Raw genomic sequence first — 21,381 nt, 5'->3', positions numbered from 1 at the left:
AACCAATGATCCTGATCCGCGCGATTGGCCTGATGCTGCTCCTTCTCCTGGGGATGCTGCTGCCGTCGAACGCCAGCGAAGCAGATCTGCGCGTGGTCATCGCCAAATTCGCTACCGCCGCCAATTTTCCGGCGATAGAAGCCGTGGTGCGGGAGCTTGCGGCTTCCGGCGATCCGGCCGTAGAACGGCCGCTTGCCGCGCTTGCGGAGGGCAGCCTTTACGTGCGCAAGGCCGATTCACTGGTCTTTGTCGGCAAGGAGAGCGGCGACGGCATCGAGCTGCTCGATGCGCTTACCGGCGAAAGATCGGGCGAAGCTGCCAAGGCCGACATCACCAAGATCAAGGTCAACAACACGCTGCGCCGCGTTATCCGCGACGCGCTGGGCACACTGACGCTTGGCTCCAAGGATCCGGCCGTGCGCATTGCCGCCGCCGACACAATGTTCAAGACGCCGGACGCGGCAAACATCGAGCCGCTCGACACCGCGATCGCAAATGAGAGCGTGGCAAGCGTCAAGGCGCTGCTAGAACAGGCCCGCGCCGCGTCGATTCTCGTTTCCGACAGGCCGGAGGCCGACAAACTGGCGGCAATCGGGCTCATCGGTGCGCGCAGCGACCGCGATGCGGTGTCGCTGCTCACGTCGGTAGAGGCCAATTCCGAAGGTGCGGTGAAGGACGCGGCGACGGCTGCGATCGCCAACATCAATTCGACGCTGGCGCTGTGGGATGCCGGCCAGAATATCTGGTATGGCATATCGCTTGGATCGGTGCTGCTGCTGGCGGCGATTGGCCTGGCCATCACCTTCGGCGTCATGGGCGTCATCAACATGGCGCATGGCGAGATGGTCATGCTCGGCGCCTACACGACCTTCGTCGTGCAGGAGGTTATCCGCAATTCCTTTCCCGGCCTGTTCGACTGGTCGCTGGTCATCGCCCTGCCGCTGGCCTTTCTGGTGGCGGCGCTCGTCGGCCTTGTCATCGAGCGCGGGCTGATCCGCTTCCTCTATGGACGGCCGCTGGAGACGCTGCTGGCGACATGGGGTGTGTCGCTGATCCTGCAGCAGGCCGTACGCACCATGTTCGGACCGACCAACCAGGAGGTAGGCAACCCGTCATGGATGTCCGGCTCGTTCAATATCGGCCAGCTTGCCGTGACCTGGAACCGGCTCTGGATCCTGGTATTCGCGCTCGGCGTGTTCGCGGTGCTGCTCTACGTGATGAAACGCACGCCCTGGGGGCTGCAGATGCGTGCCGTCACCGCCAATCGTCGCATGGCCGCCTCGATGGGCATCAGGACGCCTTGGGTCGATGCGCTAACGTTTGCACTCGGCTCCGGCATTGCCGGCATCGCCGGTGTCGCGCTCAGCCAGATCGACAACGTCTCGCCCAATCTCGGCCGCGGCTACATCATCGACAGCTTCATGGTCGTCGTTTTCGGCGGTGTCGGTAATCTTTGGGGCACGCTGGTCGGCGCTTTCTCGCTCGGCATCGTCAACAAGTTCCTCGAACCTTATGCCGGAGCAGTGCTCGGCAAGATCGTCGTCCTGGTGCTGATCATCCTGTTCATCCAGAAACGCCCGCGCGGTCTGTTCGCGCTAAAGGGCAGGTCGGTGGAAGCATGATCACGGGACGCTTCTTTGCCGCCGGCGCCGACCGCCGCGTCGCCATCACCATCTTCATCCTGCTGGCGGTTGCAATCGTCGTGCCGCTGCTCAATCTTGCGGTCTCGCCGACAAGTGCGTTTTACGTGCCGTCCTATATCGTCGCGCTCACCGGCAAATACCTCTGCTATGCACTGCTCGCCTTGGCGCTCGATCTCGTCTGGGGCTATTGCGGCATCCTCTCGCTCGGCCACGGCGCCTTCTTCGCGCTCGGCGGTTATGCGATGGGCATGTATCTGATGCGCCAGATCGGCTCGCGAGGCGTCTACGGCAATCCGTTGCTGCCGGATTTCATGGTGTTCCTTAACTACAAGGAATTGCCATGGTTCTGGTATGGCTTCGACCACTTCTGGTTTGCCGCGGTCATGGTGCTTGCGGTGCCCGGCCTGCTCGCCTTCGTCTTCGGCTGGTTTGCCTTCCGCAGCCGCGTCACCGGCGTCTATCTGTCGATCATCACCCAGGCGATGACCTATGCGCTGCTGCTTGCCTTTTTCCGCAACGACATGGGTTTCGGCGGCAATAACGGCCTGACCGATTTCAAGGACATTCTACGGTTCAACGTGCAGGCCGACATGACGCGGTCGGCGCTGTTCGCGGCCAGCGCCGTCATGCTGGCGTTTGCCGTCTTCGTCACCTGGGCAATCGTCGGTTCCAAGTACGGCAAGCTTTTGATGGCGGTGCGAGACGCCGAAAGCCGCACACGCTTTCTCGGCTGGCGGGCGGAGAACGTCAAACTGTTCGCATTCACCGTGTCGGCGGTGATGGCCGGCATCGCCGGTGCGCTTTACGTGCCGCAGGTCGGCATCATCAACCCTGGCGAATTCGAGCCGTCCAATTCGATCGAGGTGGTGGTGTGGGCGGCCGTCGGCGGGCGCGGCACCATCGTTGGGCCGATCATCGGCGCGCTTCTGGTCAATGCCGGTAAATCCTGGTTCACCGGCGTGCTGCCTGAATTCTGGCTGTTTGCGCTGGGCGGACTGTTTGTCGCCGTCACGCTGTTCCTGCCCAAGGGCATCATCGGCATGTGGGATTCCTGGCGCGGCAACGCCAAGGCGCTGCGGGCGGCCTCGGTTGCCGAAGAAGCCGGCATCGATCCCGATGCGCCGGTGCCGCCGAAAACCGACCGCTCGGCGGCGAGAAGGCCGGGCGACTGGTCGGCCTCCGGCGCCGAACCGCAGCCGGCGGAGTGATGGCCTGATGTCGAAGAGCAACACCATCCTCTATCTCGACGGCGTGTCGGTTTCCTTCGACGGGTTTCGCGCCATCAACAACCTTTCGCTGGTGCTCGACAAGGGCGAGATGCGGGCGATCATCGGCCCTAACGGCGCCGGAAAGACGACGATGATGGACATCGTCACCGGCAAGACGCGGCCCGACGCGGGTGAAGTTTTCTTCAATGGTGAGGTCGACCTAACCAAACACGACGAGGCCGAGATCGCCATGATGGGCATCGGCCGTAAATTCCAGAAGCCGACCGTCTTCGAAAGCCACACGATCGAGGACAATCTGATGCTGGCGCTGAAAGGCCCGCGCTCGATCTTCCCGGCACTGTTCCATCGTCGCTCGGCCGCGGACGTGCGGCAGATCGACGACATCCTCGGCATCATTCGGCTTGGCGACAAGCGTGACGAACTCGCCGCCAATCTGAGCCACGGCCAAAAGCAATGGCTCGAGATCGGCATGCTTCTGGCGCAGGATCCGAAGCTGCTGCTGGTCGACGAACCGGTTGCCGGCATGACCGACGCCGAGACCGAGGAAACCGCGCGGCTGCTCAGGGACATCGCGCGCGACCATTCTGTCATCGTCGTCGAGCACGACATGCATTTCGTGCGCGAGCTCGGCGTCAAGGTCACCTGCCTGCACGAAGGCTCGGTGCTTTCCGAGGGCAGTCTCGACTTCGTTTCGGCCGACGAGCGCGTCGTCGAAGTCTATCTGGGGAGATGAACATGGTCTGGCGCGTTCCGTTCCATCATTTCGACCTTTCGTTCTTCACGCGTTGGAGAAAGCACTGACCATGCTCGAAGTCTCCAATGCCACGCTGCACTACGGCGCTGCCCAGGCGCTGCGCGGCGTCTCGCTGAAGGCCAGCGCCGGCAAGATCACCTGCGTGCTCGGCCGCAACGGCGTCGGCAAGACCAGTTTGATGAGATCGATCGTCGGCCATCACCGGCTGACGAGCGGAAGCGTTGCCTTCGAGGGGAAGGCGCTCGACCGGAGCGCGGCGTATGATCGCGCCCGGTCGGGCATCGCATTTGTGCCGCAGGGCAGGGAGATATTTCCGCTGCTTACGGTGCGGGAAAATCTCGAATCCGGTTTTGCGCCGTTGAAGCGCGCCGATCGCAACATTCCCGCTCACGTCTTCGAATTGTTTCCGGTGCTGAAGCAGATGCTCGCGCGCCGCGGCGGCGATCTTTCCGGCGGCCAGCAGCAGCAGCTTGCCATCGGCAGGGCGCTGGTGATGCGGCCGAAGCTGCTGGTGCTCGACGAGCCGACCGAAGGCATCCAGCCGTCGATCATCAAGGACATCGGCCGCGCCGTCCGCTATCTGCGCGACCAGGCCGGCATTGCGGTGCTTTTGGTCGAACAATATCTCGATTTCTGCCGGGAATTGGCCGACGAGGTCATTATCATGGACCGCGGCCAGATCGTCCATACCGGCCCCGCCGAGGATCTCGACCGGGCGGACGTCCGCAAATTCCTGACTGTCTGAATTCTTATTGATTCCATTGGTTTGCAACTCTGGCGCGCCGAAGATTGCGTGCTAGATTTTGCTTGGCCTTGGTGAGTCGGCCGCTTTCCGTACCAGTTCCAATTTGGCAGATCAGGGGAAGGCGCGGGCCGCGCCGGCACGTTTGCGCGCAAGCCGTTCCCTTCCAGCGATCTGTTGTCGTCCAACATTTCGGGTGCTTGGGAGCCAGGGCCAGACGATGGAGCGCTATGTCGAGGACTACCAGAAACGACGGCTCACGGAGCGCGTCGATATCCTGACAGCCATCAACATTCTGAAATCGCAGGGGTATGACCACGACGAACTCATCGCGGAGATCACCAAGGTCTTCTATGTCGATCTCGATGCCTTTAACGAGATCGTCAGGGTTGATCGGCGTCCGGACGAACGCGCCGCATAGCCGGTAGTTTAGGACCAAGCCAGGCGGACCACCGACAGTGGGGCGTCAGCCTGCGACCCGCTTCATCAGCGCGATGGCGCCGAATGGAGCGCGGACCTTGCCCTCTGTGATGAAGTAGACGAACACGTCGCGTGGCTTGACCGGCGCGTCGGTTGAAGGATCGGCGCGCGACAGGTCGGCCGGCACCTTGCCTTCCGCCCAGGTTCTTGCGCGCGCCGCCCATTCGTCGAGCGCCTGTGGCGTGTAGCAATCGGGATTGTCGTCGCTGCCGGTCTGCAGCCGCGCATAGATGAAATCGCCGGTAACGTCGGCAATCCCCGGATATTTGGCGTGGTCGGCATAGACGATGGCGGCCTTGTGCTTTCGCGCCAAGGCGGCGAACTCCGGCACGATGAAGCTGTCGTTGCGCACCTCGACCGCGTGGCGCAGCGCAACGCCGTCCTGCTTTTCCGGCAACAGCTTGAGGAAAGCCTCGAAATCGTCCGGGTCGAATTTCTTGGTCGGCGCGAACTGCCACAGGATCGGCCCGAGCTTGTCGCCAAGTGCCGCGACGCCCGACCCGAGGAAGCGCATGATCGATTCCCCGGCCTCGCCGAGCACGCGGCGGTTGGTGACGAAGCGGTTGCCCTTCAGCGAATAGACGAAACCATCCGGCGCCTCGTTGGCCCATTTGACGAAGGTCGGCTCCTTGAAGCTCGAATAATAGGTGCCGTTGACCTCGACAGTGGGCACCTGCCGGCTGGCATAATGCAGTTGCTTGGCCTTTGACAATTTGTCAGGGTAGAAGGACGTGTCCCACGGCTCGAAGGTCCAGCCGCCCATACCGGCGCGGATTGTTCCTGATTGAGTCATGGTCGTCCTCCCGGTTTGCAGAAAAGGATCACGCGATGGCGGTCGTCTCGACGGCTTTCGCCATGTCGACGACCGTCCATCCTGGCCGATATGGATTGGGCCGGCGACCCGTTTCGCGAAAGCCGTAGGCCTTATACAACGAAACGTTCCGTTCCATTCTGGCATTGGTGTAGAGTCGGATTTCCGGCAAGCTCCACAAGCGCGTCTGTTGCTCGGCCCAGTCGAGCAGCCCGATGCCGAAACCCTTGCCCTGAAAGGCGGGCGCAACGGCGACGCTGAAGATCATTGTATGGTCCGCATGTCGTTCGAGAACGATCAAGCCGGCCGGCTGTCCGTCCTGCTCCGAAAGCCAGACCTCGCCGCGTTCTATGCGCGGCGCATAGTCCTCGGTGACGGGGATCGGCGGCGCTCCGAACAGGGCAGTGTAGGGCGCGTAGGCGTCGGTGGTAAGCGAGATCACCGTGGGGAGATCATCGGCCCGAGCGGCTCTCATGATCAAAACTGGCCCGCGCCGGCAGCGGCCGCAATCACCTTGTCCATGCCGGCCGCTATCGCGGCGACGGCATTGCGACTGGCGTCGCCCAAGCCGTGGCGCTCAGCGAGCCAGTGCGCGTCATTGTAGGAGAGCCAGACCTTGCCTTGCTTATCCTCCCAAGCCAGTGCCTTGACCGGCAGATCGATGCCGGCAAGCTGCCGGTCCTGCATCAGCGGCGTCCCGCCTTTCGGGTTGCCAAAAATCAGAAGCTGGGTCGGACGCAGGGAAGCTTCGACACTGCGCGCACCGGCGGCGTGGTCAATGCGGGCGAAGACCAGCAATCCTGCACCTCCCGACCAGGCGATCGATCGTCTCGGCCACGCCGAAGCGGCTTTGGACCGTGATGAGACCGTTCTTTGCCATCACTCCGCCGCTTCGCGCTTGCCTCCGGGGCGCCGCTCCAGCAAGTCCCTCAGGAACTGCCCGGTATAGCTGCGTTTTTCGCGGACGATGTCCTCCGGCGTGCCGGACGCCACCAGCTCACCGCCGCCGTCACCACCTTCGGGGCCAAGATCGAGTACCCAGTCAGCCGTCTTGATCACCTCGAGATTGTGCTCGATGACGACGACCGTGTTGCCCTGGTCGACCAGCTCGTGCAGCACTTCGAGCAGCTTGGCTACGTCGTGGAAATGCAGGCCGGTGGTTGGCTCGTCGAGGATGTAGAGCGTCTTGCCGGTCGCCTTGCGTGATAGTTCCTTGGCGAGCTTGATGCGCTGCGCCTCGCCGCCCGACAAAGTCGTTGCCTGCTGGCCAACATGGATGTAGCCGAGGCCGACCCGTTTCAGCGTCTCCAGCTTGTCGCGCACGCCAGGCACGGCGGCGAAGAAATCGACGCCTTCCTCGACCGTCATGTCGAGAACGTCGGCGATCGACTTGCCCTTGAACAGCACGTCCAGCGTTTCGCGGTTGTAACGCTTGCCGTGGCAGACGTCGCAGGTGACGTAGACGTCGGGCAGGAAGTGCATCTCGATCTTGATGACGCCGTCGCCCTGGCAGGCCTCGCAGCGGCCGCCCTTGACGTTGAACGAGAAGCGCCCCGGCTGGTAGCCGCGCGCCTTGGCCTCCGGCAGGCCGGCGAACCAGTCGCGAATCGGCGTGAAGGCGCCGGTATAGGTGGCAGGGTTGGAACGCGGGGTGCGCCCGATCGGCGACTGGTCGATGTCGATGACCTTGTCGAGGAATTCCAACCCCTCGATGCGGTCGTGCTCGGCCGGATGCTCGCGCGAGCCCATGATGCGGCGCGACGCCGCCTTGAACAGGGTCTCGATCAGGAAGGTCGACTTGCCGCCGCCGGATACGCCGGTGACGGCGGTAAACGTGCCGAGCGGGATTTCGGCGGTGACGTTCTTCAGGTTGTTGCCGCGCGCGCCGACGACCTTCAGCCGGCGGTTCTTCTTGGCCTCGCGGCGCCGTGCCGGCGTCGCCACTTCGAGCTCGCCCGACAGGTATTTGCCGGTGATCGAAGCGGGCGTCGCCATGATCTGCTGCGGCGTGCCCTGGGCGATGATGTGGCCGCCATGAATGCCGGCAGCCGGGCCGATATCGACGACATAGTCGGCATGCAGGATGGCGTCCTCGTCGTGCTCGACGACGATGACCGTGTTGCCGATGTCGCGCAGATGCTTCAGCGTGTCGAGCAGGCGGGCGTTGTCGCGCTGGTGCAGACCGATCGACGGCTCGTCCAGCACGTAAAGTACGCCGGTCAGGCCGGAGCCGATCTGCGAGGCAAGACGGATGCGCTGGCTCTCACCGCCTGAAAGCGTGCCGGAGTTGCGCGACAGCGTCAGATAGTCGAGACCGACATCGTTGAGGAAGCGCAGCCGCTCTCGGATTTCCTTGAGCACGCGCACCGCAATCTCGTTCTGCTTGTCGTTGAGCGAAGCGGGCAGATCGGTGAACCACTGGTCGGCCTTGCGGATGGACAGCTCGGTGACCTCGCCAATGTGCTTGCCGGCGATCTTGACCGCGAGCGCCTCGGGCTTCAGCCGATAGCCGCGGCAGGCCGGGCAGGGCGTGGCCGACATGAAGCGCTCGATCTCCTCGCGCATCCAGGCGGATTCCGTTTCCTTCCAGCGGCGCTCGAGGTTGGGGATGACGCCCTCGAAGGTTTTCGTCGTCTTGTAGGAGCGCAGGCCGTCATCGTAATGGAAGGTGATTTCGCGCTCGCCGGTGCCGTGCAGGACGGCTTGCCTTGCCTCCTCGCTCAAATCCTTGAACTTGTCGCCGAGCTTGAAGCCATAGGCGACGCCCAGCGCTTCCAGCGTCTGCGCATAGTAGGGCGAGCTCGACTTCGCCCAAGGGCTGACGGCGCCGGCGCGCAGCGAGACATTCTCGTCGGGCACGACCAGGCTGGCATCAATGGCGCGTTGGCTGCCGAGCCCGTCGCAGGTCGGGCAGGCGCCGAACGGATTGTTGAAGGAGAACAGCCTGGGCTCGATCTCGGGAATGGTGAAGCCGGACACCGGGCAGGCGAACTTTTCCGAGAACAGCATGCGTTCATGCGTCTCGTTCTTCGATTTGTTGACCGAATCCTCGCCGGTCTGGCTGGCGTCGAGCGGCTTGTCGGCAAATTCCGCCACCGCCAGCCCGTCGGCCAGCTTCAGCGCGGTCTCGATGGAATCGGCGAGCCGCGTCGCCAGATCGCCGCGCACGACGATGCGGTCGACGACGACGTCGATGTCGTGCTTGTACTTCTTGTCCAGCGCCGGCACGTCTGCGATCTCATAGAAGACGCCATCGACCTTGACGCGCTGAAAACCCTTCTTCTGCAGCTCCAGCAGTTCCTTGCGGTACTCGCCTTTGCGGCCGCGCACCATCGGCGCCAGAATGAACAGCCGGGTGCCTTCCTCGACCGCAAGCACCCGGTCGACCATCTGCGAGACCGTCTGGCTCTCGATCGGCAGGCCGGTGGCCGGCGAATAGGGTACACCGACGCGGGCGAACAAAAGCCGCATATAATCGTAGATCTCGGTGACGGTGCCGACCGTCGAACGAGGGTTCTTCGAGGTGGTCTTCTGCTCGATGGAGATGGCCGGCGACAGGCCGTCGATCTGGTCGACGTCCGGCTTCTGCATCATTTCGAGGAATTGCCGTGCATAGGCCGAAAGGCTCTCGACATAGCGGCGCTGGCCCTCGGCGTAGATGGTGTCGAAGGCAAGCGACGACTTGCCCGACCCCGACAGGCCGGTCATGACGATCAGGCTGTCACGCGGCAGGTCGAGATCGACATTCTTCAGATTGTGTTCGCGTGCCCCGCGAATGGAGAGATATTTATGGTCGGCCATCGCCGGTCGCCGCCTCAGAATCTGGAATTCGTGGGATGGGCGGGTTTTCCCGACCACCCCCTATGTAGGTAATTTCGCCGCCTTTTCGAGAGACGCCACAACTCTCGACCAAAGCGTTTAACCGCCTTTCGCGCGAACGGGCAAGCGGAAAGAACAAAGGCCGAACACGCTCCTGACAAAAGCTGCCCGTGAGGCCGGCTTCACAAAGCGTCTCGCGATCACATTTTTCGGCAACCCGGCTATTCAAGGTTGACGTCCCCGCGTCATGGGGGCAGAATCCAATTGTCAACGAAGCCGGCCGTCTTTCGATGGCCTCGCGGCCTGGGGCTAGCCTGCGAGACGCCGCGGGTTATGCGATGAGCGCTTCGACGACAGTCGCAACGAACAGAAGGAGAGCAGAGGCATGACTCCACCGGATTGTTCCTTGAGGCTCCACGTGTCGCTGGAGCCGCGGCAGGTATAAGTAGCCAGGTCAGGCGTTTAGCGCTACCTGCCCACGTTGACCTGCCGATCCCCACAACAATCAGAGACTGCTAGTCGGATCGTCGGCTGAACGCCGCGAAGCATCCGAAATAAAAAGCCGGCAGTACACTCCCGGCAATTTGGATTTCAGATCCAAGAAGGCCCCGTCAGTTGCAAAGCAATGGCGGGGCTGTTCGTTTGAAGCGCAATATTTGTGGTTCACACCAGGCGAACTTAGCGGCTGGAGGGCCTGATCCTGCCGGTAGCGACATCAATGGTGATGCTACCGGAAATCCGAACGTCGGTATCGCCAATCTTGAAGGTGCCGTTGCCGCTGCCTAGAGCCATATCGTCAGGCTCAGGCCGCGGCGCTGGCTCGGCGATGCGATAATCGCTGGTCACACCGGGCAGAGCGCCCTTTTGCGAAGACGTCGAATTATCTTGGGCAAGTGCCATACCCACCAGCATGTTCGTGCCGGCAACGGTAGCGATGGCAAGGCATAACAGGCTGGATGAGCGGCTGGCGGTCATCGCCGGACTATAGTGCCGCGATAGCGGCAAGACCAGACCGATGGCGCTGAAATTGCGGGCGCTCAATCGCCTCAGTTCCGTCCGCCGGCCCGGCACGTTCATGCGGCCTGCTTGCGAGTGTCGAAGACATGGTCGACGAGGCCCCAATCCTTGGCCTCCTGCGCGGTCATGAAAAAGTCGCGGTCGAGCGTGCGTTCCACTTCTTCGTAGGTGCGGCCGCAATGGCGGGCGTAAAGATCGGTCATGCGCCGCTTGGTGCGAAGGATGCCCTCGGCATGGCGCTGGATATCGGAGGCCTGGCCCTGGAAACCGCCGAGAGGCTGATGCAGCACGATGCTGGTGTTGGGTAGCGCGATGCGCCGCCCCGGTGTGCCGGCCATCAAAAGGAACGAGGCCATCGAGGCGGCGAAGCCCATACAAACCGTGGAGACCGGGCAGCTGATATACTGCATCGTATCGTAGATGGCGAAACCGCTGGTCACCACGCCGCCCGGCGAGTTGATGTAGAGCGAGACCTCCTTGTCGGGATTGTCGGATTCCAACGACAGAAGCTGGGCGCACACCAGCGCCGAGGTGCCGTCATCGATCGGGCCGTTGATGAAGACGATGCGCTCGCGCAGCAGCCGCGAAAATATGTCGAAGGCACGTTCGCCGCGGCTCGACTGCTCGATCACCATCGGCACCAGATTGGCAAGGCCGCTCATCGGTTGTCTCCGTTGACTGTTGTCGTTCAGGCCGCGCGCAGGAAGAGGCGCGGGGTGTTTGCGGCGATCTGCTTGTGCCTGGGAGTGTGCGCGTCAAAGGAAAGCCGGCAACCGGCGCCTGCCATCGCGATCTCCGGCACTGCTGCCCGAGCAAAACCATCATGGACGATGCGCAGATGCGTGCCGCCGGAAACGGTGCGGTCGAGCGTAAAGGTGACGATGCTGTCCACTGGGCTGTCGTTCATTGCGCTGTCCAGGGGATTGCCGGGCGGCACCTGCGTATCGCCGGGCGCCGGCCGCTCCCGCCAGGAATAGCGCAGCAGCCGTCCGGGATCCGCGTCGAGGATTTCGCACTCGATCGGCGCATTCGGCGCTTTAAAGGCAAAGCGGTTGCCGATTTCGGGCTTGATGTCGTTCGGCATCATCCAGGCCGCGAGCAGGTCCGGCACCGTCAGCGCCCGCCACACCTGTTCCGGCGGTTCGGGCAGCTCGCACTCGAACTCGATCTTGTCTGCGGCCATTTCGGCGCGTTCTTTGCCTCGGTTGGTCATTGGTCCATGTCCTTCAAAACCGTCTTGAGCCTTTCGATGCGCTCTGGCCAGAACGCACGGTAGCGTTCGATCCAGCCGAGCAGTGGCGCAAGCCCCTTCGGATCGACGCGGTAATAGGCGTTGCGACCGGCCCGGCGCTCGACCACGAGGCCGGCGCCGCGCAGCACTGCGAGATGTTGCGATACCGCCGGCTGCGATACCGGTATGCCAGTGCGCAGTTCCGACACCGTCATCTCGCCGTCGGCGAGCCGCTCATAGACGGCGCGACGCGTTGGATCCGCTAGTGCCCGAAAAATGTCTGCTTCGATCATGCCGAAAGCATAAGTAAATACTTATCGGTTTGGCAAGCCGTGTTTTTTAAGACAGGCGGTATTTTTTAAGACAGGCGAGGTTTTACAAACTCGCTGGAAGCCAGCGTCTCACCATGTCGGGGGATCCGTTGAACGTCGCCTCGAAAACTGGTGACGCGAGCACAGCATGAATATGAAGCAATTCGGAGCCGACGTTTCGGAAGCCATGTTGCCTGTACGCGGCGACAACAAGCGACTGTCCGGCAGTCAAGACGAGATGCTCTTCGTCGATCCACATCTCGGCCCTGCCAGCGATGACGGTAAGTACTTCCTCGACCGGGTGCCAATGTGTCGGGGCGCCAACGGTGGGTTCGACCCATTGTTCAAACATGCAAAGTTGAGTTGCGCCGTTGCGGGCAGAGACATGCATGCGGGTCTTTACTCCCGTCCGCCACTCTTCTTGCGGCTGATCGTTATGCGCAACCATCTTCATGCGTTCGCCTCGATCCCATGGTCTGTGGAAATTCGACGCCAAGACACTACTTCTTACTGACAACTATTGACAGTGCAGGGCCTCTCCTATAGAACGAAAAGAGAACAAAAACCTTGTGGGAAAAGGCAGCGACGGCAGGCAGGGATTGTCCATAGCCTGTAAGGTGCGGCGACAAAAATTCGGTTTCGGATGAGCGCGGAGAAGTATCATGGCGGGTAGCGTCAACAAGGTCATTCTGGTGGGCAACCTCGGGGCGGACCCTGAAATCCGCCGCCTGAATTCGGGTGACCCGGTCGTCAACATCCGCATCGCGACGTCGGAAAGCTGGCGCGACAAGACGTCCGGAGAGCGCAAGGAAAAGACCGAGTGGCACAATGTCGTGATCTTCAACGACCAGATCGCCAAGGTGGCCGAGCAGTATCTGAAGAAGGGCATGAAGGTCTATGTCGAGGGCCAGCTGCAGACGCGCAAATGGCAGGACCAGACCGGCAATGACCGCTATACGACCGAAATCGTGTTGCAGAAATTCCGCGGCGAGCTGCAGATGCTCGATGCGCGGGGCGAGGGCGGCGGCCAGGTCGGCAACTATGCCGGTGGTGGTGCGAGCCGCGGTTCCGATTTCGGCCAGTCCGGCCCGGGCGAAAGTTTCAATCGCGGTGGCGCCAACAAGGGCGGCGGCGGTGGTTCGTCGCGCGAGCTGGACGACGAAATCCCGTTCTGATTTCTCGGGCGGACTGCCCTTGCGGCGAAAAGCGCCGGCACCTTGGCCACGAAATGGCGTCCCGAAAATCTGTCTTGGATTTTCGGGACGTTGTGCGTTTGAGCGGTGAAAGGACGTATCAGGTGAAGGCAAGGGTCAAATGGGTCGAGGAGCGCACTTTCGTTGGCGAGTCCGCCAATGGGCACAAGCTGGTGCTAGGCACTGCGTTCGGGCCGGAGGGCAAGACGCCGGGGCCGAGCCCAATGGAACTGGTGCTGATCGGCACTGGCGGCTGCTCGGCCTATGACGTGGTCCATATCCTCGAAAAGGGGCGCGAGGCGGTCGAAGATTGCGTGGTCGAACTCGATGCCGACCGTGCAGAAGCCGATCCCAGGGTGTTCACCCGCATTCACATGCATTTTGTCGTCAAGGGCCGGGCGCTATCACACGCCAAGGTGAAGCGGGCGATCGGGCTTTCGATCGAGAAATACTGCTCGGCCTCGGCAATGATGGCCAAGACTGCCGAGATTACCCACGACTTCGAAGTCATTGAAACGACAGCGAAGTAGGGCTGTTCCTACGTCGCCATCAGCGCCTTGATGCCGTCGGCGACGAACTGTACGGCGAGCGCCGCCAGGATGACGCCGAGCAGCCTTGTCAGGATCGAACGGCCGGTTTGGCCGAGGATACGGTCGATGCGCTCTGACAGCACGAACACCAGGTAGGTGATGACGAGGCAGATGGCGATGATGCCGACAAGGGCTGTCTGCGCGCCCAAACCCTGAAACGAGCTTGAGAGCAGGACGGTCGCCGAAATCGCGCCGGGACCGGCAATGAGCGGGATCGCCAGCGGAAAGGCGGCGATGTTGTGGATCATGTCCCTGGTGATGGCGACGTCGCCGATCTTCTCCTTGCGGTCCTGCCGGCGCTCGAACACCATTTCGAAGGCGATGAAGAACAGCAGAAAGCCGCCGGCGACGCGGAAGGCCGGCAGAGTGATGCCGAAGACTGACAGGATCGACGCGCCGGCGATTGCGAACAACGCCATTACCAGGAAGGCGATGACCGAGGCGCGCACGGAGACCTGGTTGCGCTCCTCGCGGTTCATGCCGCGGGTCACGGCGAGGAAGAGCGGCGCCAGGCCGGGCGGATCGATCGTCACCAGTATGGTGACGAAGGCGTTGAACAGGCTGTCGAAGCTCGGCATGCTGACCCTCCCCGCCGGCAAAGCCGGATAACGGGATTGGTAGAGCAAAGCGGAGCCAGTGGAAACCGTGCGGATCAGGGGCTGACGGCCCGGCGCGCCAGAAACTCGACTTCAAGACGCCAGGTAGCGCCGTCGTCCTGTGAGCGTTCGCCCAGCCAGCGGAACGAATTTTCGGTGATGCGCGAAAAGCTCCAGCGCACAGCAGATCCGGTGCCGTCTGCGCCTTGCTGGATGATGGTGTCGCCCTCGGCACGGCCGAGCTGGCGGCTGTAGTACTGATTGCGCGGATCGCTCCAGAAGATGTGCCAGGCGTCAACGCCGGGATCGTAGACGCGCAACGTCGTGCCATAGAAGGTCCATTTGCCGAGCGAGGGCGAGGGGCCGGCGTCACGGGCAGGCAGGATCCATACGTCCTGGATCGCGCGGCCTTCGAGCACCCAGCCGAAATGCACTTCGCCGCGCCCGGTCAGCACCTGACCGTCCTCGAGATGGCGCGTGGCGTCGAACGTCCAGGCGCCGACGAAGCGGCCATAAAGATTCAGTTTCTCGGCAAGGGCCGGTACGGGCCCATCGCTGTGCAGGACCTTGGCAAAGGAATTGGACATGGCTTCGCTCTCATCTTGTCAGGAGACCGGCAAGCATAGACGCCGACAGGGGTTCTGCGCTTGGGAAAAGTTGCTATGTTTCGGCGATGACGACGAGCGCGCACAGGCTGGCGTCGGGCCGAGGCTGGCAGGTGTCGGATGTCATCTGCACCGCCAGCGCCGCCGACAGGCCATTCGAGGAGGAGCATCGGGATTTCTGCGTTGCCGCCGTAACCAACGGCACCTTCCGCTATCGTGCGCGCGAGGGCACGGCGATGCTGGCGCCGGGCGCGCTCCTGCTCGGCAATCCCGGCACATGCTACGAATGCGGGCACGAGCATGGCGCCGGCGACCGTTGCCTCTCCTTCCATTTCGGACCGGCCTATATGGAGCGGATCGTCGCCGACGTGCCGGGCGCCAAGACGCTCGATTTCGGAACGCCGCGCCTGCCGCCCTTGCCGGCGCTGGTGCCGCTGCTTGCCGAAGCGGAGGCGGCGCGCGAGATGGCCGACACCGGCGTGTTCGAGGAACTCGCCCTGCGCATTGCCGGTGCCGCGGTAACTGCGGCTTGCAGCGCTACGGATCGGGGACGGACGCCGAGCCGCCGTGACCAGAAGCGTGTCGCCGAAGCGGTGCGGCGCATCGAAGTCGATGCCGACCGGCCGATCTCGCTTGCCGAACTCGCCGACGAGACCGCCACCAGCCCTTACCATTTCCTGCGCACCTTCCGGCACGTTGCCGGTATGACGCCCTACCAATTCCTGCTGAGAGCGCGGCTGCACAGGGCAGCCGTGCGGCTGCGGACGTCGGATCAGACGATTTCGGCGATTGCCTTTTCGGCGGGATTCAACGATCTATCAACCTTCAATCGCCGTTTCCGGCGGCTGATGGGCGAGGCGCCGGGTACTTATCGCGCCCGCCGGCGACGCCCGTGAAAGGGTACACGGCCATATCGTCGCAATTGGTTTATCCTTTTGAATTTGCCGCTAAAAACCACACTGGAAAACTGCCGCGATTGTTGGAGTTTCAGGCTGGCTTCCTATATAAGCACCAAGTGATTCCTGATTAGATTGTGATCCGATTTGACCGACCAAAAGACACCGCGCGGCGCCGACGGCGGCCCCACCGGCATCGAGCCGATATCCATCATCGAGGAGATGCAGCGCTCCTATCTCGATTACGCCATGAGCGTGATCGTCAGCCGCGCGCTGCCGGACGTGCGCGATGGCCTCAAGCCGGTGCATCGCCGCATCCTCTACGCCGCCTATGAGAGCGGCTATCACTGGAACCGCAAATATGTGAAATCGGCACGCCCGGTCGCCGACGTGATGGGTAAATATCATCCGCATGGCGACGCCTCGATCTACGACGCTTTGGTGCGCATGGCGCAGGATTGGTCGCTGCGCGTGCCGCTGATCGACGGGCAGGGCAATTTCGGCTCGATCGACGGCGATCCGCCGGCGGCGATGCGCTACACGGAATCGCGGCTGACCAAGGTCGCGCATGAGTTGCTGGAAGACATCGACAAGGACACCGTCGATTTCCAGGACACTTACGATGCGTCGGGCAGCGAACCGAAAGTCCTGCCGGCGCGCTTCCCGAACCTGTTGGTCAACGGCTCCGGCGGTATCGCCGTCGGCATGGCCACCAACATCCCGCCGCACAATCTGGGCGAGGTCTGCAACGGCGCCATTGCCCTCATCGATAATCCGGCGATCGACCTTCCGGCGCTGATGGAGATCATTCCGGGACCGGATTTCCCGACCGGCGGCATCGTGCTTGGCCGTTCCGGCATCTACAGCGCCTATTCGACCGGCCGCGGCTCCATCGTCATGCGCGGCCGCGTCAACGTCGAGGCGCGCGGCAACGATCGTGAATCGATAGTCATCACCGAGGTTCCCTATCAGGTGAACAAGGCGTCGATGATCGAGAAGATGGCCGAGCTGGTGCGCGACAAGCGCATCGAAGGCATTTCCGACATTCGCGACGAGAGCGACCGCCAGGGCTACCGCGTCGTCATCGAACTGAAGCGCGACGCCGTCGCCGATGTCATCCTCAACCAGCTTTACCGCTTCACCCCGCTGCAGACGTCCTTCGGCGCCAACATGGTGGCACTGAACGGCGGCAAGCCGGAATTGCTGACGCTGACCGACATGCTGAAGGCGTTCGTCGCCTTCCGTGAGGAGGTGATCAGCCGGCGCACGAAATTCCTGCTGCGCAAGGCGCGCGACCGCGCCCATGTGCTGGTCGGCCTTGCCATCGCTGTTGCCAACATCGATGAAGTCATCAAGCTGATCCGCAGCGCTCCGGATCCGCAGACGGCGCGCGAGCAGTTGATGGAGCGGCGCTGGCCTTCGGGCGACGTGGAATCGCTGATTCTTCTGATCGACGATCCGCGCCATCGCATCAACGAGGATGGTACCTACAATCTCTCCGAGGAGCAGGCGCGCGCCATCCTCGAACTGCGCCTGCAGCGCCTGACCGCGCTCGGCCGCGACGAGATCGCCGACGAGCTGAACACGATCGGCGACGAGATCAAGGACTACCTGGACATCCTCTCGTCCCGCGCCCGCGTCCAGCAGATCGTCAAGGACGAGCTCATCGCCGTGCGCGACGAGTTCGGCACGCCGCGCCGCACCGAGCTCGCCGAGGGCGGGGCGGACATGGAAGACGAGGACCTGATCCAGCGCGAGGACATGGTCGTCACGGTCAGCCATTCCGGCTACATCAAGCGCGTGCCGCTGTCGCTCTACCGGGCGCAGCGCCGCGGCGGCAAGGGCCGCTCCGGCATGTCGACCAAGGAAGAGGATTTCGTCACCCGGCTGTTCGTCGCCAACACGCACACGCCGGTGCTGTTCTTCTCCTCGCGCGGCATCGTCTACAAGGAAAAGGTCTGGCGCCTGCCGATCGGCAACCCGCAATCGCGCGGCAAGGCGCTGATCAATATGCTGCCGCTCGAACAGGGCGAGCGCATCACCACGATCATGCCGCTGCCGGAGGATGAGACGAGTTGGGGCGAGCTCGACGTCATGTTTGCCACCACGCGCGGTACCGTGCGTCGCAACAAGCTGTCGGACTTCGTCCAGGTCAACCGCAACGGCAAGATCGCCATGAAGCTGGACGAGGAAGGCGACGAGATCCTCGGCGTCGAGACCTGCACCGACAATGACGACGTGCTTTTGACGGCAAGTTCCGGCCAGTGCATCCGCTTTCCGGTCAGCGACGTACGCGTCTTCCAGAGCCGCAATTCGGTCGGCGTGCGCGGCATTGCGATGGCCGATGGCGACCGGGTGATCTCGATGGCGGTGATCGAGCATGTCGATGCGCCGCCGGCGGAGCGTGCCGCCTACCTCAAGCGGGTGGTGGCCGAACGCCGGCTCGCTGCTGACATCGCGGCCGGCGAGGAGGAAGAAATCCAGCTCACCAATGAAGAGGTCGGCGAAGAGGCAGAGCTTTCCGACGACCGCTATGAATTCCTCAAGGCGCACGAGCAGTTCGTGTTGACGGTGACGGAATATGGCTACGGCAAGCGTTCATCGTCCTACGATTTCCGCCTGACTGGCCGTGGCGGCAAGGGTATTCGCGCCACCGACGTCTCGAAAACGGCCGAAATCGGCCGCCTAGTGGCGACCTTCCCGGTCGGCAATGACGATCAGATCATGCTGGTTTCGGATGGCGGCACCGTTATCCGTGTTCCAGTGAACGGCATTCGTTTCACCAGCCGCGCCACCAAGGGCGTTACCATCTTCAATACCGCTGAGGGCGAGAAGGTCGTTTCGGTGGAGCGAATTTCAGAACCGCAAGCGGATGAAGAGATCGAAGAGAATGCTGAAAGCGGCGCTGTTGCCGATGCCGATGGTAGGGAGCCCGATACTTCCGTCGAGTGAGTTTGGCACGACGACGCCAGCCCTGTGGGCCGGCGTGTGAAGACACCCGCAATCTAGAAGCGGCGATAAGGCCTGCGGTTGCCGAAGCCCTCGAACCGCTTGGTATTGGCCTTGGCGCGGACGCGCTGTGCTTCCTGATGCAACCCGAATAGGGTGGCGATCAGCATGGCGACGGTCATTGCGGTGGCGAGCATGTAGATCAGCATGTGCGTGTTCTCCTGCGCCTAACAACGATTAGATGGGTGTTTGGTTTCATCTCCTGCAGCTGCAACTTAGTGAACACTGCGTGAAGCTGTTGTCAGCGGCACATTCATCTGTCGTTCACGTCGGCCAAAAGGTTCACGGCGCGGGCTGGCGATCGGATTTGCCTTTAGGAGAGAGGCTCGCTAGAAGCACCTGCCATGACCGAACGCATCGCCCTTTATGCCGGCTCTTTCGACCCGCTGACCAACGGCCATCTCGACGTGCTGAAGGCGTCGCTGGCCGTGGCGGATACAATCTATGCGGCGATCGGCATCCATCCCGGCAAGAAGCCGTTATTTTCCTTCGAGGAACGGGTTGGCCTGATCGAAACGGCCGCGAAGGCGGAATTCGGCAGCGACGGTGCGCGTATCAAAGTAGTCGCCTTCGACGGGTTGGTAATCGACGCGGCCAGGAAGCATGGCGCCTCGATCATGATCCGCGGCCTGCGCGACGGCACCGACCTTGACTATGAGATGCAGATGGCCGGCATGAACGAGACCATGGCGCCGGAGCTGCAGACGGTGTTCCTGCCCGCCAGCCCTTCAGTGCGCACCATTACCGCCACACTTGTGCGCCAGATAGCTTCGATGGGAGGCGACATCCGCCCCTTCGTGCCGGCGGCCGTGGCCGGCGCGCTCACCGCCAAATTCGCGAAATAAATGCATGTCACCCAAAAGTGGAACCCGGCTTCGGGTAACGACATGCATGAACGAAGATATTCGGAGAAAGATCCCATGCAGCTGAAAAAGCTTGCCTTCGTGCTTGCCGTGCTTGCCGGTCTTGTGACCGCATCCGTGTCGGCCTTTGCCGCCGATCCGGAAAACACCATGATCGTAACGCTGAAGGACGGCGACGTGACCATCGCGCTGAGGCCCGACCTTGCGCCGAAGCACGTCGCGCAGATCAAAAAGCTGGTGCGCCAGGGCGCCTACGACAACGTCGCCTTTCACCGCGTCATTGACGGCTTCATGGCGCAGACCGGCGACGTCAAGTTCGGCAACATGAAGAGCGGCTTCAATGCCGACGCTGTCGGCACCGGCGGCTCCGATCTTCCTGACCTGCCGGCCGAATTCTCCAGCACCGAGCACTACCAGCGCGGCGTGGTCGGCATGGCCCGCTCCGACGATCCGAATTCCGCCAATTCGCAATTCTTCATCATGTTCGCGCCGGCACCGCCGCTCGATGGCCAGTACACCATCGTTGGCAATGTCGTCAGCGGCATGGAGTTGGTGGACCACATCAAGAAAGGCGACGAGGCGCAGAACGGGACGGTGACCGACCCCGATCGCATGATCAAGGTGCGCATCGCCGCGGACGGCAAGTAACCCCAATTGTTCAAAAGGATATTTCTGACATGGCCGAAATCAAGGACCGCGAGAACGCGCTTATCATGGACACGACCAAGGGCAAGGTCGTCATCGAATTGTTTCCAGATCTGGCGCCCGGCCATGTCGGCCGTATCAAGGAGCTGGCGCGCGAAGGCGCCTATGACGGCGTGGTCTTCCACCGCGTCATCGACGGCTTCATGGCGCAGACCGGCGACGTGAAGTTCGGCAATTCCAACAAGCCGTCTTTCGCGCCATCGCGCGCCGGCACTGGCGGTTCCGACAAACCCGATCTGAAGGCCGAGTTCTCCAACGCCAACCACGGCCGCGGCACCTGCTCGATGGCGCGCTCGCAGAACCCGAACTCGGCCAATTCGCAGTTCTTCATCTGCTTCGACGATGCCGCCTTCCTCAACCGCCAGTACACGGTATGGGGCCAGGTCATCGAAGGCATGGACAACGTCGACAAGATCAAGCGCGGCGAACCGGTGCAGGATCCTGACAAGATCGTATCGCTCAAGGTCGCGGCCGACGTGAAATGACCAGCCGGGCTGTCGCGGCCATCGCAATTATGCTCGCCGCGGCGGCCACTCCGGCGCTGGCAACGGAATCGATCGTCTGCAGCGCCGACGGCGGCGCGGCATCGATTGATGTTTTGATGGGACACACGGCCGTCATTGCGGTGGCGCGTGTGTGGCTGGATGCCGGCGGCAAGACATGGACCACGGACGGACAGCCAGGCTCAACGAAAGTCATCGTTGGACAGGCATTCGAAGACGGCGAGCGCATGCTGATCGATCTCACTGATGAGGGCCTCAGCTCGATCGTCGCCAAATTGCGGCTGGTCAAGGCCAGCGAGCAGTCCAGCTTCGCGATGGGCGGCACGTTGAGCATAGACGGTGTCGGCGCCTGGGCGGTGACCTGCCCGGAACCTTGAGGCGGGG

At 62.4% G+C, this 21,381-nt stretch carries 25 protein-coding genes; 13 read left to right on the top strand and 12 right to left on the bottom strand.

The window, feature by feature from the left end; genetic code table 11:
* The first annotated feature begins 5 nt into the window (after positions 1–5).
* The 5 genes from urtB to NKH41_RS13860 all read left to right on the top strand — a co-directional run bounded on the left by urtB (position 6) and on the right by NKH41_RS13860 (position 4,789).
* Positions 6–1,622, top strand: coding sequence for an urea ABC transporter permease subunit UrtB (gene urtB, locus NKH41_RS13880; protein ID WP_352770360.1), 1,617 nt, complete (start codon positions 6–8; stop codon positions 1,620–1,622).
* Complete coding sequence (gene urtC / locus NKH41_RS13875; protein WP_352682883.1) at positions 1,619–2,851, top strand: urea ABC transporter permease subunit UrtC; 1,233 nt, start codon at positions 1,619–1,621, stop codon at positions 2,849–2,851. The genes urtB and urtC overlap by 4 nt, the downstream gene beginning before the upstream one ends.
* A gap of 7 nt (positions 2,852–2,858) precedes the next feature.
* The gene (gene urtD / locus NKH41_RS13870) at positions 2,859–3,605 is read left to right on the top strand and encodes an urea ABC transporter ATP-binding protein UrtD (RefSeq protein ID WP_023674855.1); all 747 of its coding nucleotides are present in this window, start codon (positions 2,859–2,861) and stop codon (positions 3,603–3,605) included.
* 70 nt (positions 3,606–3,675) lie between these two features.
* Complete coding sequence (gene urtE / locus NKH41_RS13865; RefSeq protein ID WP_352770362.1) at positions 3,676–4,371, top strand: urea ABC transporter ATP-binding subunit UrtE; 696 nt, start codon at positions 3,676–3,678, stop codon at positions 4,369–4,371.
* 217 nt (positions 4,372–4,588) lie between these two features.
* Complete coding sequence (locus tag NKH41_RS13860; RefSeq protein ID WP_023674857.1) at positions 4,589–4,789, top strand: hypothetical protein; 201 nt, start codon at positions 4,589–4,591, stop codon at positions 4,787–4,789.
* Positions 4,790–4,834: 45 nt separating this feature from the next.
* On the opposite strand, the gene NKH41_RS13855 is transcribed toward NKH41_RS13860, so the two are convergent.
* The 9 genes from NKH41_RS13855 to NKH41_RS13815 all read right to left on the bottom strand — a co-directional run bounded on the left by NKH41_RS13855 (position 4,835) and on the right by NKH41_RS13815 (position 12,491).
* Entirely contained in the window at positions 4,835–5,641 is an 807-nt protein-coding gene (locus tag NKH41_RS13855; RefSeq protein ID WP_352770365.1) for a DUF72 domain-containing protein, read from the bottom strand.
* Positions 5,642–5,669: 28 nt separating this feature from the next.
* Positions 5,670–6,140, bottom strand: a complete 471-nt coding sequence (locus tag NKH41_RS13850; RefSeq protein WP_352744045.1) for a GNAT family N-acetyltransferase — start codon at positions 6,138–6,140, stop codon at positions 5,670–5,672.
* The gene (locus tag NKH41_RS13845; RefSeq protein WP_352770368.1) at positions 6,137–6,457 is read right to left on the bottom strand and encodes a DUF302 domain-containing protein; all 321 of its coding nucleotides are present in this window, start codon (positions 6,455–6,457) and stop codon (positions 6,137–6,139) included. The genes NKH41_RS13850 and NKH41_RS13845 overlap by 4 nt, the downstream gene beginning before the upstream one ends.
* A gap of 81 nt (positions 6,458–6,538) precedes the next feature.
* Positions 6,539–9,460, bottom strand: a complete 2,922-nt coding sequence (uvrA, locus tag NKH41_RS13840; RefSeq protein ID WP_352770370.1) for an excinuclease ABC subunit UvrA — start codon at positions 9,458–9,460, stop codon at positions 6,539–6,541.
* A gap of 696 nt (positions 9,461–10,156) precedes the next feature.
* Positions 10,157–10,555, bottom strand: a complete 399-nt coding sequence (locus NKH41_RS13835; protein ID WP_352770373.1) for a hypothetical protein — start codon at positions 10,553–10,555, stop codon at positions 10,157–10,159.
* Positions 10,552–11,157, bottom strand: coding sequence for an ATP-dependent Clp protease proteolytic subunit (locus NKH41_RS13830; RefSeq protein WP_352455702.1), 606 nt, complete (start codon positions 11,155–11,157; stop codon positions 10,552–10,554). The genes NKH41_RS13835 and NKH41_RS13830 overlap by 4 nt, the downstream gene beginning before the upstream one ends.
* 26 nt (positions 11,158–11,183) lie before the next feature.
* Positions 11,184–11,708: an SRPBCC family protein gene (locus NKH41_RS13825; protein ID WP_352682875.1), complete on the bottom strand. Its 525-nt coding sequence runs from the start codon at positions 11,706–11,708 to the stop codon at positions 11,184–11,186.
* Positions 11,705–12,019, bottom strand: a complete 315-nt coding sequence (locus tag NKH41_RS13820; RefSeq protein ID WP_352448759.1) for an ArsR/SmtB family transcription factor — start codon at positions 12,017–12,019, stop codon at positions 11,705–11,707. Before NKH41_RS13820 ends, NKH41_RS13825 begins: the two co-directional genes overlap by 4 nt.
* Positions 12,020–12,101: 82 nt before the next feature.
* Positions 12,102–12,491 (bottom strand): cupin domain-containing protein, encoded by a 390-nt coding sequence (locus NKH41_RS13815; RefSeq protein WP_352471700.1) that lies wholly within the window; start codon positions 12,489–12,491, stop codon positions 12,102–12,104.
* A gap of 208 nt (positions 12,492–12,699) precedes the next feature.
* Between NKH41_RS13815 and NKH41_RS13810 the strand changes: the two genes are divergently transcribed.
* Entirely contained in the window at positions 12,700–13,212 is a 513-nt protein-coding gene (locus NKH41_RS13810) for a single-stranded DNA-binding protein (protein ID WP_352448761.1), read from the top strand.
* A 122-nt stretch (positions 13,213–13,334) separates the two neighbouring features.
* Positions 13,335–13,760: an OsmC family protein gene (locus tag NKH41_RS13805; RefSeq protein ID WP_352770376.1), complete on the top strand. Its 426-nt coding sequence runs from the start codon at positions 13,335–13,337 to the stop codon at positions 13,758–13,760.
* 8 nt (positions 13,761–13,768) lie between these two features.
* Here NKH41_RS13805 and NKH41_RS13800 read toward each other — a convergent pair whose 3' ends face one another.
* Both NKH41_RS13800 and NKH41_RS13795 read right to left on the bottom strand, forming a co-directional pair.
* Entirely contained in the window at positions 13,769–14,398 is a 630-nt protein-coding gene (locus NKH41_RS13800) for a MarC family protein (protein WP_023674869.1), read from the bottom strand.
* A gap of 74 nt (positions 14,399–14,472) precedes the next feature.
* The gene (locus NKH41_RS13795; RefSeq protein WP_352471699.1) at positions 14,473–15,003 is read right to left on the bottom strand and encodes a hypothetical protein; all 531 of its coding nucleotides are present in this window, start codon (positions 15,001–15,003) and stop codon (positions 14,473–14,475) included.
* 86 nt (positions 15,004–15,089) lie between these two features.
* Here NKH41_RS13795 and NKH41_RS13790 point away from each other — a divergent pair, with 86 nt between their 5' ends.
* A complete protein-coding gene (locus tag NKH41_RS13790) occupies positions 15,090–15,917 on the top strand; it encodes a helix-turn-helix transcriptional regulator (protein ID WP_352471698.1) in 828 nt (275 codons plus the stop codon).
* A 147-nt stretch (positions 15,918–16,064) separates the two neighbouring features.
* On the top strand, positions 16,065–18,869 hold the full coding sequence (gene gyrA / locus NKH41_RS13785; RefSeq protein WP_352770378.1) for a DNA gyrase subunit A: 2,805 nt from the start codon (positions 16,065–16,067) through the stop codon (positions 18,867–18,869).
* A gap of 53 nt (positions 18,870–18,922) precedes the next feature.
* Here the strand turns inward: gyrA and NKH41_RS13780 are convergent, their stop codons facing one another.
* A complete protein-coding gene (locus NKH41_RS13780) occupies positions 18,923–19,075 on the bottom strand; it encodes a hypothetical protein (RefSeq protein WP_352502504.1) in 153 nt (50 codons plus the stop codon).
* A gap of 195 nt (positions 19,076–19,270) precedes the next feature.
* On the opposite strand from NKH41_RS13780, the gene coaD reads away from it, so the two are divergent.
* The 4 genes from coaD (at position 19,271) to NKH41_RS13760 (ending at position 21,374) form a co-directional block, all read left to right on the top strand.
* Positions 19,271–19,771, top strand: coding sequence for a pantetheine-phosphate adenylyltransferase (coaD, locus tag NKH41_RS13775; protein ID WP_352448768.1), 501 nt, complete (start codon positions 19,271–19,273; stop codon positions 19,769–19,771).
* Between the two features lie 75 nt (positions 19,772–19,846).
* On the top strand, positions 19,847–20,437 hold the full coding sequence (locus tag NKH41_RS13770; RefSeq protein WP_352770381.1) for a peptidylprolyl isomerase: 591 nt from the start codon (positions 19,847–19,849) through the stop codon (positions 20,435–20,437).
* A 29-nt stretch (positions 20,438–20,466) separates the two neighbouring features.
* Positions 20,467–20,979 (top strand): peptidylprolyl isomerase, encoded by a 513-nt coding sequence (locus NKH41_RS13765; RefSeq protein ID WP_254817363.1) that lies wholly within the window; start codon positions 20,467–20,469, stop codon positions 20,977–20,979.
* On the top strand, positions 20,976–21,374 hold the full coding sequence (locus NKH41_RS13760; RefSeq protein ID WP_352770383.1) for a hypothetical protein: 399 nt from the start codon (positions 20,976–20,978) through the stop codon (positions 21,372–21,374). The genes NKH41_RS13765 and NKH41_RS13760 overlap by 4 nt, the downstream gene beginning before the upstream one ends.
* Positions 21,375–21,381: the final 7 nt, after the last annotated feature.

Source organism: Mesorhizobium sp. M1169 (genome assembly GCF_040318345.1).
In the GTDB taxonomy this organism is placed as follows: domain Bacteria; phylum Pseudomonadota; class Alphaproteobacteria; order Rhizobiales; family Rhizobiaceae; genus Mesorhizobium.
The sequence above is the reverse complement of the archived record's forward strand: the minus strand, read 5'-3'. Positions and strand labels throughout refer to the sequence as shown.